This window comes from Amycolatopsis sp. EV170708-02-1, assembly GCF_022479115.1.
GTDB lineage: Bacteria > Actinomycetota > Actinomycetes > Mycobacteriales > Pseudonocardiaceae > Amycolatopsis.
On the sequence record NZ_CP092497.1, the window covers coordinates 271,110 to 292,773 of the forward strand.

The 21,664-nt window shown below is 71.9% G+C and carries 2 protein-coding genes and 2 pseudogenes; all 4 read right to left on the minus strand.

The features are described 5' to 3' along the window. Positions 1-4 precede the first annotated feature (4 nt). Positions 5-4,546 (minus strand): annotated as a pseudogene (locus MJQ72_RS01065) (type I polyketide synthase); the annotation flags it as partial. 101 nt (positions 4,547-4,647) lie between these two features. Next, positions 4,648-9,786: an SDR family NAD(P)-dependent oxidoreductase gene (locus tag MJQ72_RS01070; RefSeq protein WP_396427037.1), complete on the minus strand. Its 5,139-nt coding sequence runs from the start codon at positions 9,784-9,786 to the stop codon at positions 4,648-4,650. Next, positions 9,783-16,904 carry an SDR family NAD(P)-dependent oxidoreductase gene (locus tag MJQ72_RS44575; protein WP_315860928.1) on the minus strand — a complete coding sequence of 2,374 codons (7,122 nt, stop codon included), beginning with the start codon at positions 16,902-16,904 and terminating at the stop codon, positions 9,783-9,785. Before MJQ72_RS44575 ends, MJQ72_RS01070 begins: the two co-directional genes overlap by 4 nt. After that, positions 16,859-21,577 (minus strand): annotated as a pseudogene (locus tag MJQ72_RS44985) (type I polyketide synthase); the annotation flags it as partial. The pseudogene MJQ72_RS44985 and the gene MJQ72_RS44575, both read right to left, overlap by 46 nt. Positions 21,578-21,664 lie beyond the last annotated feature (87 nt).

Sequence of the window (21,664 nt, forward strand, 5' to 3'; positions counted from 1 at the left end):
CCCGTCAGGCACTGCCGAACTCGGCGTCGATCAGGTCGAATATCTCGTCGTCGGTGGCGATGTCGAGGCCGTCGTCGGCCGCCGGGTCCACCGCACCGGCGAGGTCGGTCCACTTCCACACCATCGACCGCAGCCGGGCGATGATCTTGGCGGCCGCCTCGTCCCCGGTCTCCGCGCCGAACAGCGCCGCCTCGATCCGGTCGAGCTCGTCGAGTACGGGGGTGGCACGGGGAACCAGCTGAGCGTGGACATAGCGGGCCAGCGCCGCCGGGCTCGGGTGGTCGTAGACCATCGTGGCCGGCAGCCGGACCCCGGTCGCCGCGGTCAGCTTGTTGCGCAGCTCGACCGCGGTCAGCGAGTCGAACCCCATCTCCTTGAACGGCCGGGCGGGCGCCACGGCGTCGGGGGCGGAGTGCCCGAGCACCACCGTCACCTGCGCGCGGACCAGGTCGAGGACGAGACGTTCGCCGTCGGCCGCGGCGGCCACCCTCCGCGCGAGATCGGATCCGGCCGCTTCGGGCACGGTGCCGGCCTGCACCGCGCCTTGGACGTCGGGCAGGTCGTCGAACAGCGGCCGCGCCCTGGTCGAGGTGAAGACCGGGACGAACTTCGCCCAGTCCACGTGGGCGACGGTCAACGTCGTCTCGTCGTGGTCGAGGACGTGCTGCAGCGCGGTGAAAGCGAGCGCGGGATCCATCAGCGGCAAACCGCGGCGGCGCAGCTGATCGTTGTCGATGCCCTCGATGGCCCGGTCGGTGTCCCAGGGGTTCGCCGCGGCCCAGACGCCCCAGGCGATCGAGGTCGCGGTGCGCCCTTCCGCCCGGCGACGCGCCGCGAGCGCGTCGAGGAAGGCGTTGGCCGCGGCGTAGGCGCCGTGGTCTCCGCTGCCCCACACTCCGGCGATGGAGGAGAACAACACGAACGCGTCGAGGTCGTCGTCACGGAAGATCTCGTCGAGATGTCCGGCGCCGTCCGCCTTCGCACCGACGACGTCGGCGAAGTCGGCCAGCGTCGTCTCGTCGAGGGAGCCGAGGCCGATCTGCGCGGCGGCGTGGATGACGGCGCGGATCGGCGGACCGCTGCGCCGCACCCGCGACACGAGGTCCTCCAGCGCCGCCCGGTCGGCCACGTCGCACTCGGCCGGTATCAGCTCGACGCCCTGCCCGGCCAGCTCCGCGGTCAGTTCGGGCATGCCCGGCGCGGCCGGTCCGCGCCGGGAGGGCAGCACGATCCGAGCCGCGCCGTTGCCCGCGAGCCACCGCACGATATGCGTGCCCAGTACGCCGGTCCCGCCGGTGAGCAGGACGGTGTCGCTCGGCCGCCAGGTCCGGTCCGGCTTGCCCGTCCGCGCGGCCCTGACCAGTCGGCGGACGAGGACACCCGGTTCCCTGATCGCCAGCTGATCCTCGGCGCCCGCGCCTGCCAGCACCGCGCAGAGCCGGCCGGCGGCCGCCTCGTCGAACTCGGCGGGCAGGTCGATCAGGCCGCCCCAGCGGTCGGCGTGCTCCAGTCCCGCGACGCGACCGACTCCCCAGGCGTGGGCCTGTACCGGGTTGGTCAGCGGGTCCCGGGGCCCGGTCGTCACGGCACCGCGGGTGAGGATCCACAGTGGAGCGTCGTGTCCGGCGTCGCCGAGTGCCTGGATCAGCTGGACGGTCCTGGCCAAGCCGTCGGACAGCGCCGGGGTGACGGCGTCCGGTCGTTCGTCGAGCGCCAGCAGACTCACCACGCCGCTGAGCACGCCGAGCCCGCGCAGCCGGTCCGCGAGGGCTTCCCGGCCGGGGTCGACGGGCAGGATGCGGGTCTCCGCGCCGCGGGCTTCGAGACTCCGGACGACCGGGTCCACGAGGTCGCTGTCCGTTCCCGCGGGCACGGTGACCAGCCACCGCCCGGTCAGCGATGCTTCGGGGAGAGCTTCGATCGTCTTCCACGTCACCCGGTACCGGATGTCGTCCAGCGGGTCCGCGGCCGTGCCGCCCGCCGTTCGCTGGAGCCAGAACCGCTCGCGCTGGAACGGATACGCGGGCAGGTCGACACGGTGCGCGCCGGCGAAGGCCCGGGTCCAGTCGACCTCGACGCCTTGGACGTACGCCTCGCCGAGCGACAACAGCACACGGTCCAGACCGCCTTCGTCACGGCGAAGGGAACCGGCGACGACCGCGTCCTCGACGGTCTGCTGGATGGCCATGGTCAGCACCGGATGCGCGCTCGTCTCCACGAACGCGCCGAAACCCTGCTCCGACAGTGACCGGATCGCGTGGCCGAATTCGACGGTCTGCCGCAGATTGCGGTACCAGTACTCGGCGTCCAGCCCCGAACCGTCGACCAGCTCGCCGGTGACGGTGGAGAACAACGGGAGGCGGCCGGACATCGGGCGAACCGCGCTGAGAACGTCCAGCAACTCGGCACGGATCTGTTCCACCTGCACCGAATGCGACGCGTAGTCCACCGGGATCCGTTTCGCCCGGACGCCGTCCCGTTCGCACGCCGCCATCAGCTCGTCCAGTGCCTCGGGATCACCCGAGACCACCGTCGCCCCGGCGCCGTTCACCGCGGCGATCGACAGGCTTTCGGTCAGCCGAGCCCGTACGTCGTCCACGGGCAGCGCGAGGGAAACCATCCCGCCCTGACCCGCCAAGGCCGTGATCGCCTTGCTGCGCAACGCGACGACCCGGGCGCCGTCCGGCAAGGACAGAGCACCGCTCACACAAGCGGCCGCGATCTCACCCTGCGAATGACCGACGACGGCGTCGGGGCGCACACCGTAGAACTCCCACACCGCGGCCAACGACACCATCACCGCCCACAACACCGGCTGCACGACATCGACCCGGGCCAACGCGGACTCGTCGCCGAGCACATCCGGCAACGACCAGTCCACAAAGGACGAAAGAGCCTCCGCGCACTCGTCCAGCCGCGCCGCGAACACCGGGCTGGCCTGATACAACTCCAGCCCCATCCCCGCCCACTGCGAACCCTGGCCCGGGAACACGAACACGACCTTGCCCGGATCGCCCGCCACGCCCCGAACGAGACCGGCGGCGTCCCGGCCGTCGGCGAGTGCGGTGAGACTCTCGCGGTCGGCCGCCACCAGTGCCGCGCGGTACTCCCACGCCGAGCGAGTGGTGGCCAGGGACAGGCCGACGTCCGGCAAGCCCGCGCCGAGCGCGGGGACGAGCTGCCGCGCGGTCTCCCGGAGGGCGGCTTCGCTCTTGGCCGAGAACGCCAAGGGGACAATCGAGTCCATAGTGGAGGGTTCGGGTTCCTCGGTGGGAACCTGTTCCAGGATCACGTGGGCGTTGGTCCCGCTGACCCCGAACGACGACACACCGGCACGCCGCGGACGATCCACCTCCGGCCAGGGCTGGGACTCGGTCAGCAGCGACACCTTCCCCGCCGACCAGTCCACATGCGACGAAGGCTTGTCCACATGCAACGTCTTCGGCAACAGGCCGTTCCGCATCGCCTCGACCATCTTGATCACACCCGCGACCCCGGCCGCCGCCTGCGTATGACCGAGATTCGATTTCACCGAACCCAGCCACAACGGTTGCTCGCGGCTCTGCCCGTAGGTCGCCAGTAGCGCCTGCGCTTCGATCGGATCGCCCAGCTTGGTACCCGTGCCATGCGCCTCCACCGCGTCGACATCCGCCGCGGAAAGACCCGCATTCGCCAACGCCGCAACAATCACCCGACGCTGCGAAGGACCATTCGGCGCCGTCAAACCATTCGACGCACCATCCTGATTCACCGCCGAACCCCGCACCACCGCCAACACCGGATGCCCATTACGACGCGCGTCCGATAGCCGCTCCAGGAGCACTACGCCGGCGCCTTCGGCCAGCCCGGTGCCGTCGGCGGCGTCCGCGAACGCCTTGCAGCGCGCGTCCTCGGCCAGTCCGCGCTGGCGGCTGAACTCGACGAGGAACCCCGGGGTCGACATCACCGTCACCCCGGCCGCCAGCGCCATGGTGCAGTCCCCGTGGCGCAGCCCCTGGCACGCGAGGTGCAGGGCGACCAGCGAAGCCGAGCAGGCGGTGTCGATCGTGAGGGCCGGGCCTTCCAGCCCGAAGGTGTACGCGAGCCTGCCCGAAGCGACCGAGGCGGCGCTGCCGATGCCGAGATATCCGGCGACGCCGTCCGGCGTCTCCTGCAAAACTTCGGAGTAGTCGGTCCCGTTGCCACCGACGTAGACGCCGGTCCGGCTGCCGCGCACTGCGGCGGTGGCGATGCCGGCGCGCTCGAACGCCTCCCACGCGGTCTCCAGCAGCAACCGGTGCTGCGGGTCCATGGCGAGCGCTTCGCGCGGGCTGATCCCGAAGAACCCCGGGTCGAATCGGTCGGCGTCGTAGAGGAAACCGCCGTCCTGGACATAGCATTTGCCGGGCTTGTCCGGGTCCGGGTCGTACAGCGAGGCCAGGTCCCAGCCCCGGTTGTCCGGGAAGCCGGACACCGCGTCACGTTCCTGCGTCAGCAGCTCCCACAGGTCCTCGGGAGACCGGACGCCGCCGGGGAACCGGCAGCTCATCCCGATGATCGCGATCGGCTCCCTGTCCCGGCGCTCGTGTGCCCGGATCCGGTCGTGCGCGTCGTCCAACTCGGTCGTGACCCGCTTGAGGTAGTCCCGCAGCCTGCTTTCGTTCGCCGTCACAGCGCGCCCAACTTCCGGTCGATGAGATCGAACAACTCGTCGTCGGTGGCCGCTTCGATCCGCTCCGCCACCGGGGAGGAACCGGCGACCGCCGAAGCGGCGCCGCGCAGCCGGACGGCGACGTCCTCCCGCTCGGCCGCGCTCAGCTCGACGGCCGCGAGTGCGCTTTCGAGCCGGTCGAGCAGCTCGGTCAGCGGGGCGGGCTCGTCCGCGACCAGCTCCGCGCGGAGCTGGTCCGCCAGCGCCCGCGGAGTGGGATGGTCGAACACCAGCGTCGCGCTCAGCCGGACACCGGTCGCGGCGGCGAGCCGGTTGCGCAGGTCGATGCCGGTGAGCGAGTCGAAGCCCAGCTCCTTGAACGCCTGGTCCGCGGCGATCGCGCGAGGGTTCGCGTGTCCGAGCACCGCCGAGGCGTGCCGCCGGACCAGGTCGAGCAGCACGCTTTCCTGTTCCGGTCCGGACAGCCCGGCCAGCCGCCGGGCGAATCCGGGGTCGTCTTCCGCGGCGGCCTCCGCCCGTCGCGCCCGTCGCGGCACCAATCCGCGCAGCAGCAAGGGAAGTTCGTCCGCCTGCTCGCGCAGCACCGTGGTGTCCAGCCGGATCGGCAGCACCACGTCCGCGTCCGACCGGCAAGCCGCGTCGAAGAGCGCGAGCCCCTCGGTCTCGGACATCGCCGCGACGCCGTCACGGCCCATCCGGGCGAGGTCGGCCGCGCCGAGCCTGCCCGCCATCCCGCCGGTCCGCGCCCAGAGCCCCCACGCCAGCGACTGGCCGGGCAGTCCGGCGGCGCGGCGGTGCCGCATGAACGCGTCGAGGAAGGCGTTCGCCGCCGCGTAGCTGCCCATCCCCGGCCCGCCGAAGGTGCCGGCGGCGGAGGAGAACACGATGAAGGCGTCGAGATCGCCTGCCAGCTCGTGGAAGTTGAGCACGGCGTCGACCTTGGCGCGCAGCACCCGGTCGAGACCGTCGGCGGTGAGCGAGGTGAGCATGCCGTCTTCGAGCACGGCCGCCGTGTGCACGACGGCACTCAGCGGTCCGGTCCGCGCGAGCAATGCCGCCAGCGCGGAGCGGTCCGCGACGTCGCAGGCGGCCACCGTCACCTGTGCGCCCGAGCCGGTGAGCTCCTGCCGCAATTCGGTCACGCCGTCGGCGTCCTCGCCCCGTCGGCTGACGAACACCAGGTGCCGCACGCCGTGCTCGGCGGCCAGGTGCCGGGCGACGAGCCCGCCGAGGCCTTCCGCGGATCCGGTCACCAGGACCGTGCCGGTGAACGGGGCCGCCTCGGCGGACTGTCCGGCGCTGGTCAGCCGGGGCCGGAACACGGCACCGGCCCGCAACGCGACCTCGGGTTCGCCCAGTGCCGCCGCGGCGGGCAGCATCCGGAGCGAGTCCTCGTGGCCGTCCGTGTCGACCAGCACGAACCGTCCGGGGTGTTCCCGCTGTGCGGAGCGGACCAGGCCCCATACCGTCGCCGCCGCGGGGGCGGGCGTGTCCAGTACCGCGCCGCGGGTGACGACGGCGAGCGTTCCCCGGCGGTCCGCGGCGAGCCAATCCTGCAGCAGCCGCAGGGCCTGCCGCGCGACCTGGTGGGTCACCGCGCCCAGGTCGCCGGGTGGCTGGTCGCAGGAGGCGATGGTGATCTCCGCCGCCGCGTCCTCGGCCGGGCTCACGTCGGCGACCTCGGTCCATTCGAGGACGAACAGTGATTCCTGCCGGTCGGGCACGCCCGCCGAAACCGGCCGGGACACCAAGGAGTCGACCGTGGCGACCGGAGCGCCGGTGACGTCGGTGGCGAGGACGGCCAGTTTGTCCACCCCCGCCGGGCTCAGCCGCAGACGCACCGTGGCCGCGCCCGTGGCGTGCAGGGTGAAACCGTTCCATTCGAAGGGGCGCCGGTCTTCGTGGCCGTTGACCACGGCCATCGCCGCGAGGCCGGTGTCGAGCAGCGCGGGGTGCAGCCCGAACCGCTCGGCCGCGGCCCGCTCCTCCCCCGCCAGTGCGACCTCCGCGAACACCTCGTCCCCGCGCTGCCACAAGGCACGTACACCGGCGGGTGCGCTGTCGACCGGCAGCCGGTCCGCTCCCGGCGGCGGCCAAGGCTCGGCCGCCGGACGTTCCGCTCCGCCTCGGCCGAGCACACCGGTGGCGTTCCGGGTCCATCCGGTGAGGTCCGGCTTCCGGGAGCGGACCTCGATCCGCCTGGTCTCGCTTTCCGGGCCGACCACGACCTGGACCTCGACCGCGCCGTGCTCGGGCAGCACCAGCGGCGTCTCCAGGGTGAGCTCGTCGACCCGGCCGCATCCCGCCGCGTCACCCGCTCTCACCGCGAGTTCGAGGAACGCGGTGCCGGGCAGCACGACCGAGCCGCCGAGGACGTGCTCGGCGTACCAGGGCTGAACCCCGAGCCGGCAGGCGAGGACGACACCGCCGTCGGGCAGCTCGGCGATCACGTCGAGACCGTCCACATCGCCGCCGGAGCCGGTCGGCCAGAACCGCTCGTACTGGAACGGATAGGTGGGGAGGTCGACGCGATGCGCTCCGGTGAAAGCCGGTGTCCAGTCGACATCGACACCCTGAACGTACGCCTCACCCAGCGACAACAGCACCCGATCCAGACCGCCGTCATCACGACGAAGAGTGCCAACAGCCACCGCGTCTTCCGCGGTCTGCTGAATCGCCATCGTCAAGACCGGATGCGCGCTCGTTTCCACGAACACACCGAAACCCTGCTCCGACAACGACCTGATCGCATGCTCGAACTCCACCGTCTGCCGCAGATTCCGATACCAGTACGCCGCATCCAAACCCGAACCATCGACCAACTCACCGGTGACGGTGGAGAACAACGGAACCCGACCCGCCACCGGAACAACCCCAGCTAGAACGTCCAGCAACTCGGCACGGATCTGCTCCACCTGAACCGAATGCGACGCGTAATCCACCGGAATCCGCTTCGCCCGAACCCCATCCCGCTCGCACACGGCCATCAGCTCGTCCAGCGCCGCGACATCACCCGACACCACCGTCGCCGACGAACCATTCACCGCCGCCACAGACAAACCCTCGACCAAACGACCGCGCACCTCATCAACCGGCAACGCGACCGACACCATCCCGCCCCGACCAGCCAGAGCCGTGATCGCCTTACTCCGCAACGCAACCACCCGAGCACCATCCGACAACGACAGAGCACCACTCACACACGCCGCCACGATCTCACCCTGCGAATGCCCCACCACAGCGTCCGGAACAACCCCATAGGACTCCCACACCGCCGCCAACGACACCATCACCGCCCACAACACCGGCTGAACCACATCAACCCGCATCAACGCGGCCTCATCACCAAGCACATCCGGCAACGACCAGTCCACAAAGGACGAAAGAGCCTCCGCACACTCATCCAACCGTGACGCGAAAACCGGAGAAGACTCATACAGCTCCAGCCCCATCCCCGCCCACTGCGAACCCTGACCGGGGAAGACAAAGGCGACCTTGCCCCGGGTGCCCGCGATTCCCCGCACCACACCGGGAACCTCGTGCCCCGATGCCAGCGCCATGAGCCCGTCTGCCTCGGCCACCACCGCCCGGTGGTCCCACTCCGAGCGGGTCGAGACGAGCGAGAAACCGACGTCCGCGATACCACTGTCGAGTGCCGGAACGAGCTGTCGGGCCGCCTCGCGCAGCGCCGCTTCACTCTTCGCCGAAATCACCAAGGGCGCAGCCGAGTCCACAGTGGAGGGTTCTGACTGCTCGGCGGGAACCTGTTCCAGGAGCACATGGGCGTTGGTCCCGCTCACCCCGAACGACGACACACCAGCACGACGCGGACGATCCACCTCCGGCCAGGGCTGGGACTCGGTCAGCAACGACACCTTCCCCGCCGACCAATCCACATGCGACGAAGGCTCATCCACATGCAACGTCTTCGGCAACACACCATTCCGCATCGCCTGAACCATCTTGATCACACCCGCGACCCCGGCCGCCGCCTGCGTATGACCGAGATTCGACTTCACCGAACCCAGCCACAACGGTTGCTCGCGGCTCTGCCCATACGTCGCCAGCAACGCCTGCGCCTCGATCGGATCACCCAACGTCGTACCCGTGCCATGCGCCTCCACCGCATCGACATCCGCCGCCGAAAGACCCGCATTCGCCAACGCCGCAACAATCACCCGACGCTGCGAAGGACCATTCGGCGCCGTCAAACCATTCGACGCACCATCCTGATTCACCGCCGAACCCCGCACCACCGCCAACACCGGATGCCCATTACGACGCGCATCCGACAACCGCTCCAGCAACAGCACGCCCACGCCCTCGCCCCAGCCGGTGCCGTCGGCCGCGTCCGCGAACGCCTTGCAGCGCCCGTCTTCCGCCAGTCCGCGCTGGCGGCTGAACTCGACGAACGTGCCGGGGGTGGCCATCACCGTCGCGCCGCCCGCCAGCGCGAGCGAACACTCCCGCTGCCTCAACGACTGGCACGCGAGATGCAAGGCGACGAGCGAGGACGAGCACGCGGTGTCGACGCTGAGCGCCGGGCCCTCCAGCCCGAGGGTGTAGGCGACGCGGCCGGAGAACACGCTCGCCGCGTTGCCGGTGCCGGCGTACCCCTCGACGTCTTGCGCGGCCCCGTCCAGCAACGCCGGGTAGTCCTGGCCGTTCGTGCCCGCGAAGACGCCGGTCCGGCTGCCGCGCAACGACCGCGGCGCGATCCCGGCCCGCTCGACCGCCTCCCAGGCGGCCGTCAGCAGCAACCGTTGCTGCGGATCCATCGCGAGCGCCTCGCGGGGCGAGATCTCGAAGAACGCGGCGTCGAAACCCGCCACGTCGTCGAGGAAACCGCCCTCCCGCACGTAGGACGTGCCCCGGCGGTCCGGATCGGGATGATGGAGCGCGCCGGTGTCCCAGCCGCGGTCCTCCGGGAATTCGGCGACGGCGTCCACACCGTCGGCGAGCAATCGCCACAGGTCTTCCGGGGATCGCACGCCGCCGGGGAAGCGGCAGCTCATCCCGATGATCGCGATCGGCTCGTGGTCGGCGGCCTCGGCCGCCCGCAGGCGCTCCTTCACCGACTGGAGCTCGGCGGTGACCCGCCGGAGATAGTCGAGCAGTTTCGGGTCTTCCATCAGTCCGACACTCCGAGTTCGTTGTCGATGAGATCGAGCAGTTCGTCCCGGTCGGCGTCCCACACGTCGCTCGCGGCCACCGGCGCACCCGACCACCTGGCCAGCAGGCCGTTGAGCCGGGCGGCCACCCCCGCGCGGACCTCGTCGCCCGCCGCGGCCATCGCGGCCTCCAGCCGGTCCAGCTCGGTGAACGGATCGGGCCGCCCGTCGTCCTCGTCCGGCAGCAACGTGGCCCGCAAGTGGTCCGCGAGCGCCTCCGCCGTCGGATGGTCGAAGACCAGCGTGGCCGGCAGCCGCACCCCGGTCGCGGTGGCCAAGCGGTTGCGCAGCTCGACGGCGGTGAGCGAGTCGAAGCCGAGGTCCTTGAACGCCCGCTCGGCCCGCACCGAGTCCGGCGAGTGGCCGAGCACGGTGGCCGCGCTCTCGGTCACGAAGCGCACCAGCATGGCCTGTCGTTCCGCGGGTGCGGCCGCGGTGAGCCGGTCCAGCAAGGATTCCGGCTCGCCGTGCGCCGTCCGCACGTTCGGCAGGTCCAGCAACAGCCGGTTCGGGCGGGACAGTCCGCCGGCGAAACGCGCCCAGTCGATGTCGGCGACGACGGCGAACGGGTCGTCCTGCCCGGCGGCGCGCCACAGGGCGTCGAGCGCCCGATCCGGCTCCATCGGCGAAACGCCGTCGCGCCGCAGCCGCTCGGCCGCGGTGGCGTCGGCCGCCATGCCCGCCCCCGCCCAGGCGCCCCACGCCACGGTGGTCGCCGGGAGGCCGAGCCCGTGCCGGTACTGGGCGAAGGCGTCCAGGAAGGCGTTCGCGGCGGCGTAGTTGCCCTGTCCGGCGTTGCCCAGCGTGCCCGCGGCCGAGGAGAACAGCACGAACGCGGACAGGTCGAACCCGCGCGTCAGCTCGTGCAATTCGATCGTCGCGGCGATCTTGGGCGCGAGCACCTCGTCGAGCCGGGCCGGTGACAGCGAGTCGATCACGCCGTCGTCGAGCACCCCCGCCGTGTGCACGACCGCGTCGAGCTCCGGCAGCCGCCCGACGAGCGCGGCCAGCGAGTCGTGGTCGGTGACGTCGCAGGCGGCGACCGTCACCTGGACGCCGAGCCCGCCCAGCTCGGCCGTCAGCTCGGCCGCTCCCGGCGCGTCCGGTCCCTGCCTGCTGGTCAGGACGAGATGCTCGGCGCCTTGGGACGCCAGTGATCGGGCGACCTGCGCGCCGAGCGCGCCCGTGCCACCGGTGACCAGGACCGTGCCCCGAGGCCGCCAGCTCTCGTCTCTCGCGGGCGCACCGGGCACGAGCCGTTTGGCCAGCACCGACGAACGGATGGCGATCTGGTCCTCCTCGCCGTCGGCGATGACGGCACGCAGGCGGTCCCACGTCCGCTCGTCCGGCTGCTCCGGCAGGTCGATCAGGCCGCCCCAGAGTTCCGGGTGTTCGAGCGCGAGCACGCTGCCGAGCCCCCAGACCGCCGCTTGTCCCGGGTGAAGCGGCGTCTGCGAGCCGGCCGCCGTCGCCCCGCTCGTGACACACCACAGCGGGATCTCGGTCCCGCTCAGCGCCTGGATCAGCGCGGTGGTGAGGGCGAGCCCCGTGGACAGCGCCCGGTGGCCGGGCAGGGTCTCCCCCGCCAGCGCGAGCAGCGAGACCACGCCGTCGATCCCGGCCGTCGCGACCTTGGCCGCGACCGCTTCGCGCCCGGTGTCCGCGGCGGTGAGCACCACCTCGGTGAGCCGCGTGCCGCCGAGCGCGCGGCGCAGTCCGGCCACGGCGGGGTCGCCGGTGTGCCCCTCCGGTACGACCAGCAGCCACGTCCCGGTCAGGTCGCGGTCCACCGGTTCGGCCAGTGGCTTCCAGACCACGCGGTGGGTCCACTCGTCCGCGGCCGCCCGGGCCGTCGGCCCGGCCGTGAGCCAATAGTGCTTGCGCTGGAAGGGATACGTGGGCAGGTCGACTCGGTTGGCGCCGGTACCGTCGAAGAACCGGCTCCACGCGACGGGAACGCCGCGCACATGGAGCCTGCCCAGCGCGGACAGCAACGTCTCGACCTCGGGACGGCCGTCACGCGACACGGTGACCACGTCCGCCTCCGTCGCGAGGCCGCCCAGCACGCCTCCGGGGCCGATCTCGACGAACACCGTGACGCCGTCCGCTTCCGCCGCGGCGATCCCGTCGCCGAACCGGACAGCCTCGCGGACGTGGCGGAGCCAGTAGCCGGCGGTGCACAGCTCGTCCCCCGCCACCCGGCCGGTCAGGTTCGACACGATCACCTTGTCCGGCGCGTGGAACTCGACTTGTTCGAGCACCTCGCGGAAGTCGTCCAGCATCGGCTCCATCAGCCCGGAGTGGAACGCGTGGCTCACCCGCAGGCGTTTGGTCTTGCGGCCCAGCGCTTCGAGTGCCGCGGCGACCGCGAGCACCGCCTCCTCCTCGCCGGAGACGACCACCGAGTCGGGGCCGTTCACCGCGGCGATGTCGACGCCGCCGGTCAGCAGCGGCGTGACCTCGTCCTCCGCCGCCTGCACGGCGACCATCGCGCCGCCTTCGGGCAGCGCCTGCATCAGCCTGCCGCGCGCGCCCACCACCAGACAGGCGTCCGCCAGCGACCACACCCCGGCGACGTATGCCGCGGCCAGCTCGCCGATGGAGTGCCCGGCCACCACGTCGGGCGTGACACCCCAGGACTCCAGCAACCGGTAGAGGGCCACCTCGAAGGCGAACAGCCCCGGCTGGGTGAACTCGGTCCGGTGCAGCCGGTCGTCGGTGACGATCAGCTCCCCGAAGTGCTCGCACACCTCGTCGAAGGCGGCGGCGAAGACCGGGAACCGCTCGGCGAGCTCACGTCCCATGCCGACGCGCTGGGATCCCTGACCGGCGAACAGGAACCCGATCCGGTGCTCGGCGCCGGTCTCGGTTCCGGTCACGACGGCCGGATGCTGCTCCGCGCGCCCGATCGACTGCAGTGCTTCGCGCGCCAGATCCGTCGAATCCGCGACGACGACCGCCCGGTATTCCAGCGACGCCCTGGTGGTCGCCGCCGAAAACGCCACGTCGGTCAGGCCGGGTCCGGGGAGCGTGCCGAGGTGGGCACGAAGGCGATCGGCCTGCTCCCGCAACGCTCCCTCGTCCGCGCCGGACACCAGCAGCGGCAGCGCACCGACGTGTGGCGCGGGAACCGGCTCGGCGATCTCGACGGCCTCGATGATCGCGTGCGCGTTCGTCCCGCTCACGCCGAAGGAGGAAATGCCCGCCCGGCGCGGCCTTCCCGTCTCCGGCCACTCCTCGGCGTCGGTGAGCAGCCGGACATCGCCGCGGGACCAGTCCACCTGCGGGGTCGGCTCGTCGGCGTGCAGGGTCCTCGGCAGGACACCGTGCCGCATCGCCTGCACCATCTTGATCACGCCGCCGATTCCGGACGCCGACTGGGTGTGCCCGATGTTGGATTTGAGCGAGCCCAGCCACAGCGGGTGATCCCGGTCCTGGCCGTAGGTGGCGATGATCGCCTCGGCCTCGATCGGATCGCCCAGCCGGGTGCCGGTGCCGTGTGCTTCGACCGCGTCGACGTCGTTCGCGGACAGCCCCGCGGCGGCCAGCGCCTGCCGGATCACCCGCTGCTGGGCCGTGCCGTTCGGCGCGGTCAGCCCGTTGGACGCGCCGTCCTGGTTGATCGCCGAACCGCGCAGCACCGCCAGCACCGGATGCCCGTTGCGACGGGCGTCGGACAGCCGCTCCAGCAACACCATGCCGACGCCCTCGGCCCAGCTCGTGCCGTCGCCGCCGGCGCCGAACGACTTGCTGCGCCCGTCGGGGGCGAGCCCGCGCTGCCTGCTGAATTCGACGAACACACCCGGCGTCGCCATCACCGCCGCCCCGCCCGCCAGCGCCAGCGAGCACTCGCCCTGCCTCAGCGACTGGGCGGCGTAGTGCAGCGCCACCAAGGACGACGAGCAGGCCGTGTCGATCGTGACCGCGGGCCCCTCCAGACCGAAGGTGTAGGCGATCCGTCCGGACGCGACGGCCGACAGGTTGCCGGTCATCAGGTAGCCCTCGACGCCGTCCGCCGCCTCGTGCATCCGCGGCCCGTAGTCCTGGCCGACGGTGCCCACGAACACCCCGGATCGGCTGCCTCGCACCGTGCCGGGGTCGATCCCCGCTCGTTCCAGGACTTCCCACGCGGTCTCCATGAGCAGCCGCTGCTGGGGATCCATGGCGAGGGCTTCGCGGGGCGAGATGCCGAAGAACTCGGGATCGAATTCGGCCGCGTCGTGCAGGAAACCGCCGTGCCGGACGTAGGACCGGCCCGCGCGGTCCGGATCGGGGTCGTACAGCCCGGCCACGTCCCAGCCGCGGTCGACGGGGAACTCCGAGATGGCGTCGCGGCCTTCGAGCACCAGTTGCCACAGGTCCTCCGGCGACCGCACGCCGCCCGGGTACCGGCAGCTCATCGCGACCAGGGCGATCGGCTCGTCGGTGGCGCCGGCCACGATGGCGCTCGTGTCCGCCGCACCACCCGCCAGCTCGGCGGCGAGGAACTCCGCCATCGCCGCGGGGTTGGCATGGTCGAAGACCGCCGACGTGGGCAGTTTGAGACCGGTGGCGGCGCCGAGCCGGTTACGCAGTTCCAAGGCCATCAAGGAGTCGAAGCCCGCCTCGGCGAAGGCCCGGGTGGACCGGACCGCCTCCGGCCCGGCGTGCCCGAGGATCGCGGCGACCTCGGTGCGCACCAGGTGCAGCAGGCGCCGGTCCCGCTCGGCGTCCGAGGCCCCGGTCAGCCGGGCGGCCGACGAGGGTGCCGCCTCGGGCTTGCGTACCCGCGGCACGGCCGACGGGGTGGCGGACGAGGTCTCCAGCCAGAACCGCTCCCGCTGGAACGGATACGTGGGCAGATCGACCCGCCGGCCACCGTCGAACGTGTCCGCCCAGTCGACCTCGACGCCCTGAACGTGCGCTTCGGCCAACGACAGCAGGACACGGCCCAGACCGCCTTCGTTCCGGCGAAGGGTGCCGAGCGCCACGGCGTCTTCGGCGGTCTGCTGGATGGCCATGGTCAGCACCGGATGCGCGCTCGCTTCCACGAACGCCCCGAACCCCAGCCCCGACAACGACCGGACCGCGTACTCGAACTCCACCGTCTGCCGCAGATTCCGGTACCAGTACGCGGCGTCCAGGCCCGAACCGTCGGTCAGCTCGCCCGACACCGTCGAGAACAACGGGACCCTGCCGGACATCGGGCGAACCGCGCCGAGAACGTCCAGCAACTCGGCACGGATCTGCTCCACCTGGACCGAATGCGACGCGTAATCCACCGGGATCCGCTTCGCCCGAACCCCGTCCTGGCCACAGGCCGCCATGAACTCGTCCAGCGCGGCGACGTCACCCGAGACCACCGTGGCCTCGGCACCGTTCACCGCCGCGATCGACAGCGACTCGCCGAGCCGTTCACGTACCTCATCCGCAGGCAACGCGACGGAGACCATGCCGCCCTGACCGGCCAAGGCCGTGATCGCCTTGCTGCGCAACGCGACCACCCGCGCACCATCGACCAGCGACAACGCACCACTCACACAAGCAGCCGCGATCTCACCCTGCGAATGCCCCACCACGGCGTCCGGAACAACCCCATAGGACTCCCAGACCGCCGCCAACGACACCATCACCGCCCACAACACCGGCTGCACCACATCGACCCGCATCAACGCGGCCTCGTCAGCGAGAACGTCCACAAGCGACCAGTCCACAAAGGACGAAAATGCCTCCGCGCACTCGTCCAGCCGCGACGCGAAAACCGGGGAAGACTCGTACAACTCCAGGCCCATCCCCGCCCACTGCGAACCCTGACCGGGGAACACGAACACGACCTTGCCCGGATCGGCCGCGACACCGCGCACCACCCCCGGCGCGCCCACGCCGTCGGCGACGGCACGCACCCCGGCTTGGAATCCGTCCCGGTCGCCGGCCACGACCGCGGCGCGGTACTCGAAATCCGGCCTGCCGGTGAGCAGTGACCAGCCGACGTCCAGCACTCGTTCGTCCCGGACGGACGCGTCGAGCCGGGCCGCCTGCTCCCGGAGCGCGGCCTCGCTCTTGGCGGAGAGCAGCCACGGGACCATCGCCTCGCCGGACGGCAGCTCGGTCTCTTCGGCGGGCGCCTGTTCGAGGATGGCGTGCGCGTTGGTCCCGCTGACCCCGAAGGCCGACACCCCCGCGCGGCGGACCCGGCCGGTCTCCGGCCACGGGCGCGACTCGGTCAGCAGCGACACCTTCCCCGCCGACCAGTCCACATGCGACGAAGGCTCGTCGACGTGCAGCGTCTTCGGCAGGACGCCGTGGCGCAGTGCCAGCACCATCTTGATGACCCCCGCCACGCCGGCGGCGGCCTGCGGGTGGGCGATGTTCGACTTCAGCGAACCGAGCCACAGCGGCGTTTCCCGGTCCTGGCCGTAGGTGGCCAGCAGCGCCTGCGCCTCGATCGGGTCACCCAGCGTGGTACCCGTGCCGTGCGCCTCCACCGCATCCACGTCCACTGTGGACAGACCGGCGTTCGCCAGCGCGTCCATGATCACCCGCCGCTGGGACGGCCCGCTCGGCGCGGTCAGCCCGTTGGACGCGCCGTCCTGGTTGATCGCCGATCCCCGCAGCACCGCCAGCACCGGATGCCCGTTGCGGCGCGCGTCGGACAGCCGCTCAAGCAACACCATGCCCGCGCCCTCGCCCCATGCCGTTCCGTCGGCCGCGGCGGCGAAGGGTTTGCACCGGCCGTCGGGAGCGAGCCCGCGCTGCCTGCTGAACTCGATGAACATGCCGGGCGCGGCCATCACCGTCGTGCCACCGGCCAGCGCCAGCGAACAGTCGCCCTGCCGCAGCGCCTGCGCGGCCAGGTGAAGGGTGACCAGCGAAGACGAGCAGGCGGTGTCGACCGTGACCGCGGGTCCCTCCAGGCCGAGGCTGTAGGCGACCCGGCCGGAGACGACGCTGGACGACTTTCCGGTGACGAGGAAACCCTCCAGGCCCTCGGGGCCTCGTGCAGGCGGGAGCCGTAATCCTGGTACACCATCCCGGCGAAGACCCCGGTACGGCTGCCGCGCAACGACACCGGGTCGATCCCGGACCGCTCGATCGTCTCCCAGGACGTCTCCAGCAGCAGCCGCTGCTGCGGATCGATCGTCAGCGCCTCTCGCGGCGAGATCCCGAAGAACTCGGCGTCGAAATCCGCCGCGTCGTAGAGAAAGCCGCCTTCGCGGACATAGGACTTGCCCTGGGCGTCCGGATCCGGGTCGTACAACCCGGCCACGTCCCAGCCGCGGTCGTCCGGAAGATCGCCGACGACGTCGCGTTCGGCGACCAGCAGTTCCCAGAGCTCGTCGGGATCGGTCACGCCGCCGGGGAACCGGCAGCCCATCCCGATGATCGCGATCGGCTCGTCGGCCGGTCCCCGGCTGACCACGACCGGTGCGGCCGTCTGCTCGGCGCCCACGAGCGCGTCACGGAGGTACGCGGCCAACGAGGTCACCGTCGGGTGGTCGAACAGGACGGTCGACGGCAGCCGCAGCCCGGTGGCGGCGGCCAGCCGGTTGCGCAGCTCGACCACGGTCAGGGAGTCGAAGCCGATCTCCCGGAACGCGCGGGTGGTGTCGACGGATCCGGCGTCCTGGTGCCGCAGCGTCGATGCCGCGTGCGCGCGGACCAGGTCGACCAGAACCCGGAGCTGCTCCGCCTCGCCGAGCCCGGCCAGCTGCTCCGGCAGCCCCGCTTGCTGTCCGTCCGACTGCCCGGCCACCTCCGGCAGGTCACCGATCAGCGAGCTCGCCCTGGCGGCGGTGAACGCGGGAGCGAACCGGTCCCAGCGCACGTCGGCGATGACCACGCAGTCGTCGCCGCGGCTCAGCGCGTCCTGAAGGCCGGCGATCGCGCGATCCGGCGCCATCCCGGGGAGGCCTCGTCCGCCCATCCGGTCCTCGATGGAACCGTCCACCATGCCGCCGCCCGCCCAGATGCCCCACGCCACGGACAGCGCGGGCAGGCCGAGGCCGCGGCGGTGCCGGGCGAGGGCGTCGAGGTAGGCGTTGGCGGCGGCGTACGCGGCCTGGCCGCCGTTGCCCAGCACCCCGATGACGGACGAGAACAGCACGAACGCGTCGAGGTCGAGATGCGCGGTGAGCTCGTGCAGGTTCTCGGCCGCGGTGACCTTCGGCCGGGCGACCCCGGCGAGCCGTTCCGGGGTCAGCGTGTCGATGATGCCGTCGTCCAGCACGCCCGCGGTGTGGATGACCGCGTTCGGGGTGACGGTGTCCAGCAGCGCGGAGAGCGCGTCCCGGTCGGCCGCGTCGCAGGCGGCCAGCGTCACCCGTGCGCCGAGCCCGATCAGTTCGTCGCGCAGCTCCTCCGCACCGGGCGCGGCGGGCCCTCGCCTGCCCGCCAGCACGATGTGCTCGGCGCCGGAGGCGGCCAGCCACCGCGCGACGTGACCGCCCAGCGCGCCGGTGCCACCGGTGACGAGCACCGTGCCGCGCGGGACCCAGGCCGTCGCCGCGGCCGGTGTCGTCGCGTGCGCGAGCCGCCTGGCGAACAGTCCGGAGCCGCGCAGGGCGACTTGGTCTTCCTTGCGCCAGGCCAGAACCGAGCGCACCCGCCGCCACAGCCGATCGTCGGCGTCCACCGGCAGATCGATCAGGCCGCCCCAGCGTTCCGGATGTTCCTGGGCGACGACCTGGCCGAGCCCCCACAGCCGGGCCTGCGCCGGATCGGTCACCTCGTCACCGGGGCCGGTGGACACCGCGCCCCTGGTGACGCACCAGAGCGGCGCGGCGATCCCGGTGTCTCCGAGTGCCTGGACCAAGGTCACGGTGTCGGCCGGGTCTTCGAGCAAGGACAGCACACCGGTCACTTCGCGTCCGGCGAGCCGCCGGGCGAGCCGTTCCCGGCCCTCGCCGGGTTCCACGATCACGACTTCGGCGTCGTCGAGCGGCGAAGTGGCGTGCGTGGGCGGCGCCACGACCAGCCAGATGCCGGGCAGCGTCGCGGTCGTGGGCTCGGTGACCGGCTTCCAGGTCACCACGTAACGCCAAGCGTCGGTCGTGGACCGGCCGCCGGCACGACGGCGCCAGGCGGAGAGCACGGGCAGCGCGGCCGCGAGTTCGTCCCGGTCCGCGTGCTCGACCACGGCGGCCAGCGCGTCGAGATCCTCGCTGTCGACCGCGTCCCACAGTTCGACGTCGGCGGACGCCGAGGCGGGTGCTTCGAGCCAATACCGTTCGTGCTGGAAGGCGTAGGTGGGCAGTTCGACGTGATTGCCGGACAGCACCGCGGTCCAGTCCACCGCGAGACCGGCGACGTGCGCTTCGGCCATCGAGGTCAGCAACCGCCGCCTGCCACCGTCTTCGCGGCGCAGCGAGCCGAGGACGACGGCGGGCGCGCCGTGGTCGCCGATCGTCTCCTGCACCCCGACGGTCAGCACGGGGTGCGGGCTGACCTCGACGAAGGCGTCGTGGCCGTCGTCGAGCAGCGCGCGGACGGTCTGCTCGAAGCGGACGGTGTGCCGCAGGTTGCGGAACCAGTACCCGGTGTCCAGCTCCGCGGTGTCGATCCGGGCGCCGGTGACGGTGGAGTAGAAGGGGATCTCGCCGGGCCGCGCCGTGATTCCGGCCAGCGCGGCCATGAGGGTGTCGTGGATGGCGTCGACCTGCGGCGAGTGGGAGGCGTAGTCCACCGGGATCGCCTTGGCCTGGACACCGTCGCGCGCGCATTCGGCGAGTACTTCGGCCAGCGCTTCCGGTTCGCCCGCGACCACGGTGGAGGCCGGACCGTTGATCGTCGCGACGCCGACCCGGTCCCCCTTGCCCTCGATCCGGGCGCGCACCTCGTCCACCGGGAGCGGCACCGAGACCATGCCGCCCTTGCCCGCCAGCGCGGACAGCGCCTGGCTGCGCAGGGTCACGATCTTGGCCGCGTCCGCCAGGCTCAGCGCGCCCGCCACGTGCGCGGCCGCGATCTCGCCCTGGGAATGTCCGATCACGGCGGCCGGGCGGATCCCGAGCGACCGCCACAACTCGGCGAGCGACACCATCACCGCGAACAGCGCGGGCTGCACGACGTCGACCCGTTCGAGTGCCTCGGCGCTGCGAAGCGCCTCGGTGAGCCGCCAGTCCACGTACGGCTCGAAGGCCGCCTCGCAGTCCCGCAGCTTGTCCGCGAACACCGGCGAGGTCTCCATCAGCTCGACCGCCATACCGCACCATTGCGAGCCCTGGCCGGGGAAGACGAACACCGGCTTGTCGCGCCGGCCCGCGACGCCTTCGACGACCAGGCCGTCGGGTTCGCCGGCGGCGAGCGCCCGCAAGCCCGCCTCGAGTTCGTCGCGGTCGCCGACGACCACCGCGCGCGTGTCGAATCCCGGCCGGGCAGCCAGCGAGACCGCGACGTCCGCCGGATGCGCGCCGGTCACGCCGAGCAGCCGGGCGGCCTGGTCGCGCAGAGCCTGGCCCGTCCGCGCGGAGATCGGCCATGCCAGCAGACCCTCCGTCCGCGGCAGCGGTGCCGGGGGTTCGGGAGCGGCTTCGAGGATGAGGTGGGCGTTGGTCCCGCTGATGCCGAAGGACGAAACGCCCGCCCGGCGGCCGCGGCCGGTGTCGGCCCAGTCGCGGTTCTCGGTCAGCAGCGACACCGCTCCCGCGGACCAGTCGACATGCGGGGAGGGCTCGTCCACGTGCAGGGTCTTCGGCAGGGTACCTGCGCGCAGTGCCATCACCATCTTGATCACCCCGCCGACCCCGGCGGCCGCCTGCGCGTGACCGATGTTCGACTTCAGCGAACCGAGCCACAGCGGGGTTTCGCGGTCCTGGCCGTAGGTGGCCAGCAGCGCCTGCGCCTCGATCGGGTCACCGAGCGCGGTTCCCGTGCCGTGCGCTTCGACGACGTCGACGTCGGCCGCGGTGACACCCGAACGGGCGAGCGCCTGCCGGATCACCTGCTCCTGCGCGGGTCCGTTGGGCGCGGTGAGCCCGTTGCTCGTGCCGTCCTGGTTGACGGCGGAACCGCGGATGACCGCCAGCACCGGGTGGCCGTTGCGCCGCGCGTCCGAAAGCCTTTCCAGCACGACCATTCCGGCGCCCTCGGACCACGCGGTGCCGTCCGCCGCGGCGGCGAAGGCCTTGCAGCGCCCGTCCGCGGCCAGCCCGCGCTGCCTGCTGAACTCGACGAACATGCCCGGGGTCGCGAGCACCGCCACCCCGCCGGTGACCGCGAGCGAGCATTCGCCGTCGCGCAGTGCCTTGGCCGCCAGGTGCAGGGCGACCAGCGAAGAGGAGCACGCCGTGTCGACGGTCACGGCCGGGCCGGAAAACCCGAGTGTGTAGGAAATCCGGCCGGAGGCGACGCTGACCGTGCTGCCCGTCAACGAGTAGCCCTCGTATCCTTCGAGCCCCTCGTGCAGCCGGGGACCGTAGTCCTGGGCCATCGCGCCGACGAAGACTCCGGTGTCGCTGCCGCGCAGCGCTCGCGGGTCGATGCCCGCCCGTTCCAGTGCTTCCCAGGAGGTCTCGAGCAGGAGCCGTTGTTGCGGGTCCATCGCGGTGGCTTCGCGCGGACTGATCCCGAAGAACACCGGGTCGAAATCGCCGGCGTCGTAGAGGAATCCGCCTTCACGCGTGTAGGTTTTGCCGCTGCGTTCCGGATCCGGGTCGTACAGGCCTTCGAGGTCCCAGCCGCGGTCGGCGGGGAAACCACCGATCGCGTCCCGGCCGTCGAGCACGAGCCGCCACAGCTCGTCCGGGGTGGTCACGCCGCCGGGGAACCGGCAGCCCATCCCCACGATCGCGATCGGCTCGTCCGCGGAGCCGCGCACCACCGTGGCGGTGTCGCGCGGGGCTTCGGTGAGCTCGGCCCGCAGATG